This window comes from Candidatus Woesearchaeota archaeon, from assembly GCA_018302225.1.
Classification (GTDB): Archaea; Nanobdellota; Nanobdellia; order SCGC-AAA011-G17; family JAGVZY01; genus JAGVZY01.
The window spans coordinates 23,626-29,888 of the sequence record JAGVZY010000002.1 but is presented as its reverse complement, the minus strand read 5'-3'; the positions used below and the strand labels follow the sequence as shown (position 1 = coordinate 29,888).

The window sequence follows — 6,263 nt, the reverse complement described above, 5'->3', positions numbered from 1 at the left end:
CTGCATAAGTTGAACTTAATTCAGGAATTTTATTTGTTTGAATATATTGAATAAGTTCTTTTAATCCTAATAAATGTAAATTAGTTATTTTATTTTCATTTAAATATTTGGAGATTATAGCGGCTCTATAAAAATTTGAATATTTAATTACACCACTATCAGCTATATCTTGAATTTCAGATTTACTAAAAGCAGCAGGAGTTCCTTTAAAATCTTTATTTATAATATCAACAATATTTCTTCCTAAATTATCTCCTTTATATAACATATCTGGATAGGTAAAACTGGCTATATGCTTATATTTTTCTAAATTTACATTTTCGATTGGATTATTTGGTAAAAATTTATTCATAATAATAAAAAGCGCGTAAAGCTTTTAAAACTAACTTAAAAACTCACTTAATACTTTTGCACCCGCTTTAACTGTAATTCCTTCTTTATCTTTATCAGGAATTATCTCTACTAAATCAAACGCTTTTACAGAATTGATCATTTTAATTCTTTTTAAAAAATATAATAACTCTCTAGTCGAAGCACCACCAGCTTCTAAATAACCTGTTCCAGGCGCAAAAGCAGGATCTAAAAAATCTATATCCACACTAACATAAGTATTACCCCAACTTCTAATATTCTCCATTATCGTATCACAAACATCTTGATAATCATTAAAAACTTGTTCCATAGTAAAATACGTTATCCTCTTAGATTTTAAATAAGCATATTCATTTTTGTGCCAATTTCTCAAACCAACTAAAATTATATTCTTTGAATTTAAAATATTTTCATCAATTAAAACTCTCACAAAATCTTCATGTGTAACTTTAAAATTCTCCATACAATCTGGATGTGCATCAAATATAATTAAACCCGAATTATTTTCTCTACTTGCAAAGGCCTTAAAAGAAAAATAAGTCATAGAATGATCTCCACCAACTACAACTATTCTTGAATGTGAATAATTTTTCTTAAATGCAATTTCTAAGTTTTCTCCACTTGTAAAAATATTAGAATTATCAACTTCAACATCAAATTTCTCAACATTTAAAACTCTTCCACTTTCAGACAAATATAATTCCTTTAATTCTTTTAACACCAACTCAGGAGCCTTCTCACTACCAACTTTACCTAATGCTCCTTGTGAACTCTTAAATGTCAAAACCTTCATAACTAAGAAAAATAACAATTAGCTTAAAAATCTTACTTAATAACATTCACAGCATCTTTCTCAAACAATAAAGCTTTAGAAATAAACCCACCTTTTTCTTGTTCTTCAAAGCAAAATCCATGAACCTGTTTCAAACAATCAACAAACTTTCCCGATAACATAGCTTCATGTATAGGTATTTTCTTATTTTTCTCCAACAAATAAGCATGTCCCGCTTTAACAGAGAACTCAGTTGTAATATCATTAGATGTATGTGAAGCTAAAATCCCGTCAACAACTAAAAACCTTTTCCCATACTCAAAAATATTTTTCACACCCTCTCCATTTAAAATAATATTAGAAAAATTAGGTGAAGTTACACCTGCATTTCCTGTATTGGATAATTTAAAACATTTAGATAAATTATAATTTGTAATAAAATTTTTAAAAACACCGGCATCAACAATTTTAGTACTTTGAGACAAATTTCCTTCATAATCAAAACCGTAAGAACTAAATCCATTTTCAAGTTTTGCATCATCAGTTATACTTATCTTTTCAGAAATTATATTAGAACCTGTTTTTTCAAATAACCCATCTTTATTTTTCAAACTCATAACATTAAAATTATGGGATAAAGCATCTTCAAACAATCCATTTAAAACATCAGGCATTAACACAACACCATCAATTTCAGCTTTAAACTCTTTTCTATTAAGATAAAACAAGGTTTTATCAGTTATGTGCTTTGCAAATTGATCAAGTTTAATAAAATCTCTAGAAACTGCCATATCAAAATAAGAAGAAATTTTTCCATTTTTATGATAGCCTACATCAACGTCAAAAACCAGACTTGTTGTCTTTTCATTTAAATCTACACCCTCAGAATTTATAACAAAAGAACTTCTAACTCCCAACCTAAAATCTCCTTCAGTTATTTTTATTTTTTTAGTCTTATTCAGAAAATCTTTAACAGCTTTTGCAATATCTTCGCTACTTGCATCAGCAATTTTTTTAGAATATATTCCCTTAACATTATTTTTTTTATTTTTACTAGGCAAACCAAAAAAATATTCATCAGATTTAGATAATTTTGCTAATTTTACGGCATTATCCACAACTTCTTCATTTAATTTATTAGAAGTAACCACACTTCTTTTTTTATTAACCCAAGTGCTAATAATATAACTTTCTTGTTTTAAAGTAGTTATTTGATTAAAAGAATTTTCACTAATATTTATTTTTTGAATATCTGATTTAATATTATTTACTTGAATATAATCAGCACCTTTTCTGATTCCATACTTAATCAAATTATTAACATTCATTTTCCACCAACATAAGCTTTTTTTATCCAAATATGGGGATTATACCCCCCAGTTCTTACACTTTGTCCACGCTTCCCGCAATGCCCTGGAAAGTCTTTATCACGCTTATCGGAAATTCCTTGAATATTATGTAAAGTTTCCAATACTTTTCCGCCCAAAGTCACCATTTTCAAAGGTTCTTTTATTTCACCCTTAGAAATTTTATAACCTTCTACAGCAGAAAACTGAAAATTACCCATCAAAGTATCAACTGCACCACCATAACTTCCCTTCAAATAAATTCCTTCTTTCATTTCTTTAAGAAGTTCGTCAACTTTATACTCTCCCTCTTTTATGTAAGTATTACTCATTCTTACTATTGGATGAAAACTCGGAAAATCTATTCTTGCATTTCCACTCAAATGTAAATTAAATTGTTTTGAAGTATCTCTTGAAGTTAAATACTTAACCAAGACTCCTTTCTTAATCAGGATATTATCTTTTGCCTTAACACCTTCATCATCATAAATATAGCCACCATAATCATTATCTATATTTCCTTGATCATGAACTTCTACATATTCAGATGCAATTTTTTTCCCTAACTTTCCTTTTAAACAACTTCCACCTTGCAAAACTGAGTCAGCCTCAGTAGCATGTCCTAAAGCCTCATGAATAAAAACTGCAGTCATTCCACCATCACAAACAACATTATATTTTCCGCCTTTAGGAGTTTCTGCATTTAGCAGCTTTATAACTTGTTTTTTGGCTTCATCAATTCTAGGATAAATATTATCTAAAACTTCGTAACCTTTAGTTAGAGCAACTCTAAACGGATAACTTTGAACTTTATCTCCATCTTTAGCAGTCAAACTAATCCCGAAATAAGTTTCAGGAATTTTTTGTTTTATTTCAGAACCTAAAGAATTACAATACTCTTTTTCAGAAGAAACGAATCTATATCCTATCTCAGAACTTTTTATTTTTTTATTAAAATTTAAAGTCTGTCTATTTATATTAAGAAAAACTTTCTTCTTTTCATCTAAACTAATATCAAAAGGATTTTTTTTCATCTTAAATTCAGCATCATCTTTCCAAACTTCATCAAAATTTATTTCAACTTTCCTTTTAGTATATAAAGAAGTACTCTTTGCATTTTCCAGAGCTTTTTTTGCAATAATAAGCAAATCATCAGAATTATTTGAAAAAGAAAAACCCCACGCATTTTTATACAACACTCTTATTGAAAATCCACTAACAAAACTTTTATTTAAAAGATTAATATTTAAATTATTTATAATCATAGTTTCAGAATTTAAACTTTCAGAATTAAAATCCCAATATCTAAGATTATTATCTTGCTTCCCAAAAAAATGATTCAGTTTATCAAACATATACACTTAAGGATAGGCCTGCTTTATTAAATTTTCTTTACCTTTAAATCTCTTTCTAACAATACTCAAAAGACCATTTATCTCATTAGCAACAAGCTTTTTAAAGTCCATAGGGTGCAATTTACCATCTTTAAAGTCTTTTTCAATCTCAGAATATTTATTATAAGTTTTATTACCACCAAATTTATCAGGTCTTTGTATATCTATCTTTTTATCTTCAACCATAATTACATTTTTCAAAAATATCAATAAACCATTATCTTCAATCTCTCCAGTAACACAATAAGCAGAATTTATTTTAAATTCAACTTCTCTTTCATGATCCAATAAATCAATTTTGCCTTTAGCTTCAGAACTACTCATCTTACCGCCAACTAAACTCGGCAACATAGGAGTCATTATTTCTGCTCTAGGTTTATATCCAAGTAAAGGTAACTTCTCCCTAGCAAACATCATTATTTTTCTTTGATCAACACCACCAAATTGTGCATCAACTTTCAAATATTCTTCATCCAAAGCCTGCATTATTGGATAAATATATCCCCCCAGTTTAGGACTCTCTCCAAATCTTACAACTTCTGATGCAGCTTTATTACAATCATGAAAAGTGCTTAAAGAAGCTAATTTCAAAACATCCAGCATATATTTTTTATCTAATTGATAATCACTGCCAACAACAAATTCCAATTTCTTAGTATCTACATTTAAAGATTCCAACATTCCAGAAATACATTCTTTATAATACTCAGTTCTTATCTTCAACATGTCATAAGGTGTTTTCAAATCATCCAGCATCCCATGAATATCTGCCAATAAAATCTTAACCTTGCATCCTGCTTCAAGAAAATCAGCAACCTTTCTCACCCAAAAATAATAACCAACGTGTGGCCTCCCCGTAATAGAAGTTCCTAAATATACAACTAAATCCCTCTTCTTTAAAATCTGTCTTAACTCATCCTCCCCCACAATTTCTTGAGTATTTCGTTTTATTAACTCAATTTTTTGATTAATATCCATATTCAACCTAAAAATCCAGAAATATATAAACATATTGTTGCATAAAATTTATATAAAAGTCAATTTTAAGTCTATTTATGTTAAAAAAGAGCTTAAAATATAGTCTTCTAATTAATTTTAGTATTATTCTTTGTACTCTAACAGTAAAAGCCCAATCTTATGTTTTAGACTCCATTCCTCTAGGAATTCAAGAAATAATTTCAATTTTCGCTTCATTTTTTGATGTTTTAGGAAACTCACAAGTAGTTATGTTAAAAATTGGCCTCGCAGTAATTTTGTTTACAATTTATCAATTAATCTTAGGGAATTATCTCAAAGATTTATTAAAAGATAAAGAAAAATTCTACTCAAAAAAAAATGATAAAAAAACTTCTACTATTATTGCACTAATACTTTCAATCTTGAGTGTAGTTTTTATTCCATTAAACATAATGCAATTATACATTGACCTATTTAGTATAATTACAGTTTTATTGTTAATGGCATTATATGGTTTTGTAGTTTTTAAAGAAAAAAAGGAAAATGGAGTAATAATTCCACCAACTAGTTTTGATTATTTTGTTAAATTACTTTTTGCTTCATTACTTTTAGTAATAATCTCAATAACCATGGAAAAAACAAATATTTCACTATGGATCAAAGGAGTTCTTGCTTATTTTGTAATTTATCTCTTGATTAGCATTATCTATTTTATAATAAAATTATTTACTTCTGGACCAAAAACTCTAAATCATACAAACTCCAACCATCAAAAAAATCCGAAGCTTCAAGAAGAACCAGAACAACCTCAAAATAATTCTAGACCTAGAGAAAATAATCCTCCGAAACAAAAATCTATACACCAACCTAATCAAACAGAAGAACCTCGAACTCCTGAAGATTTAAGAAAAATAGCTGATGAAGCGACTAAAAAAGTTCGTGAAGTACTTGAAAAACTAGATAAAAAAGATAAAGTAATTGATGTGACTGAAAAATCTAAAAATCTAAATAATAAACACCAAACTGTGAAAGAAAATACAATATTAAGAGCAATTAGAATGAAATCTAGTAATGAAAGACTTAAATTTGTTAATTATTATTGTATTCAGTTTAAACAAAGAAATATTTTATACAAATTTTATGATACTTTTAAAGAAACCCAAATCTTAAAAGAAACTTGGAGTTATATTTATAAGAATCATAAAGCTAGATTTGATAGAGATCTTGCAGTCTTTTTTGTAACCTGTAAAAACTATGAAGAATTAACAAATATAATTAATCTAATAAAATCATCTGTTGATTCAAAAGAATTACTATTCATTAAAAAGTTCCTTATAAATATAGCAAATAATTCGAAGAATGAAAATAAAAAAGATGGATTAATGCAAGATATTAATAATCTATTTAATTAAACTGTTTTCA

At 27.5% G+C, this 6,263-nt stretch carries 6 protein-coding genes; 1 reads left to right on the top strand and 5 read right to left on the bottom strand.

Going from position 1 to position 6,263, the window contains the following annotated elements; all coding sequences use genetic code 11:
* The 5 genes from J4403_00210 to J4403_00190 form a co-directional block, all read right to left on the bottom strand.
* Positions 1–352: hypothetical protein (locus tag J4403_00210; protein MBS3166615.1), on the bottom strand; the 352-nt coding region annotated here is incomplete at its 3' end.
* A 30-nt stretch (positions 353–382) separates the two neighbouring features.
* Positions 383–1,165, bottom strand: coding sequence for an arginase family protein (locus tag J4403_00205; protein MBS3166614.1), 783 nt, complete (start codon positions 1,163–1,165; stop codon positions 383–385).
* A 32-nt stretch (positions 1,166–1,197) separates the two neighbouring features.
* Positions 1,198–2,472 (bottom strand): TldD/PmbA family protein, encoded by a 1,275-nt coding sequence (locus tag J4403_00200; protein ID MBS3166613.1) that lies wholly within the window; start codon positions 2,470–2,472, stop codon positions 1,198–1,200.
* Positions 2,469–3,845 (bottom strand): TldD/PmbA family protein, encoded by a 1,377-nt coding sequence (locus J4403_00195; protein MBS3166612.1) that lies wholly within the window; start codon positions 3,843–3,845, stop codon positions 2,469–2,471. Before J4403_00195 ends, J4403_00200 begins: the two co-directional genes overlap by 4 nt.
* 6 nt (positions 3,846–3,851) lie before the next feature.
* Complete coding sequence (locus tag J4403_00190; protein ID MBS3166611.1) at positions 3,852–4,862, bottom strand: tyrosine--tRNA ligase; 1,011 nt, start codon at positions 4,860–4,862, stop codon at positions 3,852–3,854.
* A gap of 77 nt (positions 4,863–4,939) precedes the next feature.
* Here J4403_00190 and J4403_00185 point away from each other — a divergent pair, with 77 nt between their 5' ends.
* Complete coding sequence (locus J4403_00185; GenBank protein ID MBS3166610.1) at positions 4,940–6,253, top strand: APC family permease; 1,314 nt, start codon at positions 4,940–4,942, stop codon at positions 6,251–6,253.
* Positions 6,254–6,263 lie beyond the last annotated feature (10 nt).

What these genes read in the sequence shown, in the direction of transcription:
- J4403_00205 (MBS3166614.1), bottom strand. Translation starts at nt 1,165, where the DNA reads ATGAAGGTTTTGACATTTAAGAGTTCACAAGGAGCATTAGGTAAAGTT.
- J4403_00185 (MBS3166610.1), top strand. Translation starts at nt 4,940, where the DNA reads ATGTTAAAAAAGAGCTTAAAATATAGTCTTCTAATTAATTTTAGTATT.
- J4403_00200 (MBS3166613.1), bottom strand. Translation starts at nt 2,472, where the DNA reads ATGAATGTTAATAATTTGATTAAGTATGGAATCAGAAAAGGTGCTGAT.
- J4403_00195 (MBS3166612.1), bottom strand. Translation starts at nt 3,845, where the DNA reads ATGTTTGATAAACTGAATCATTTTTTTGGGAAGCAAGATAATAATCTT.
- J4403_00190 (MBS3166611.1), bottom strand. Translation starts at nt 4,862, where the DNA reads ATGGATATTAATCAAAAAATTGAGTTAATAAAACGAAATACTCAAGAA.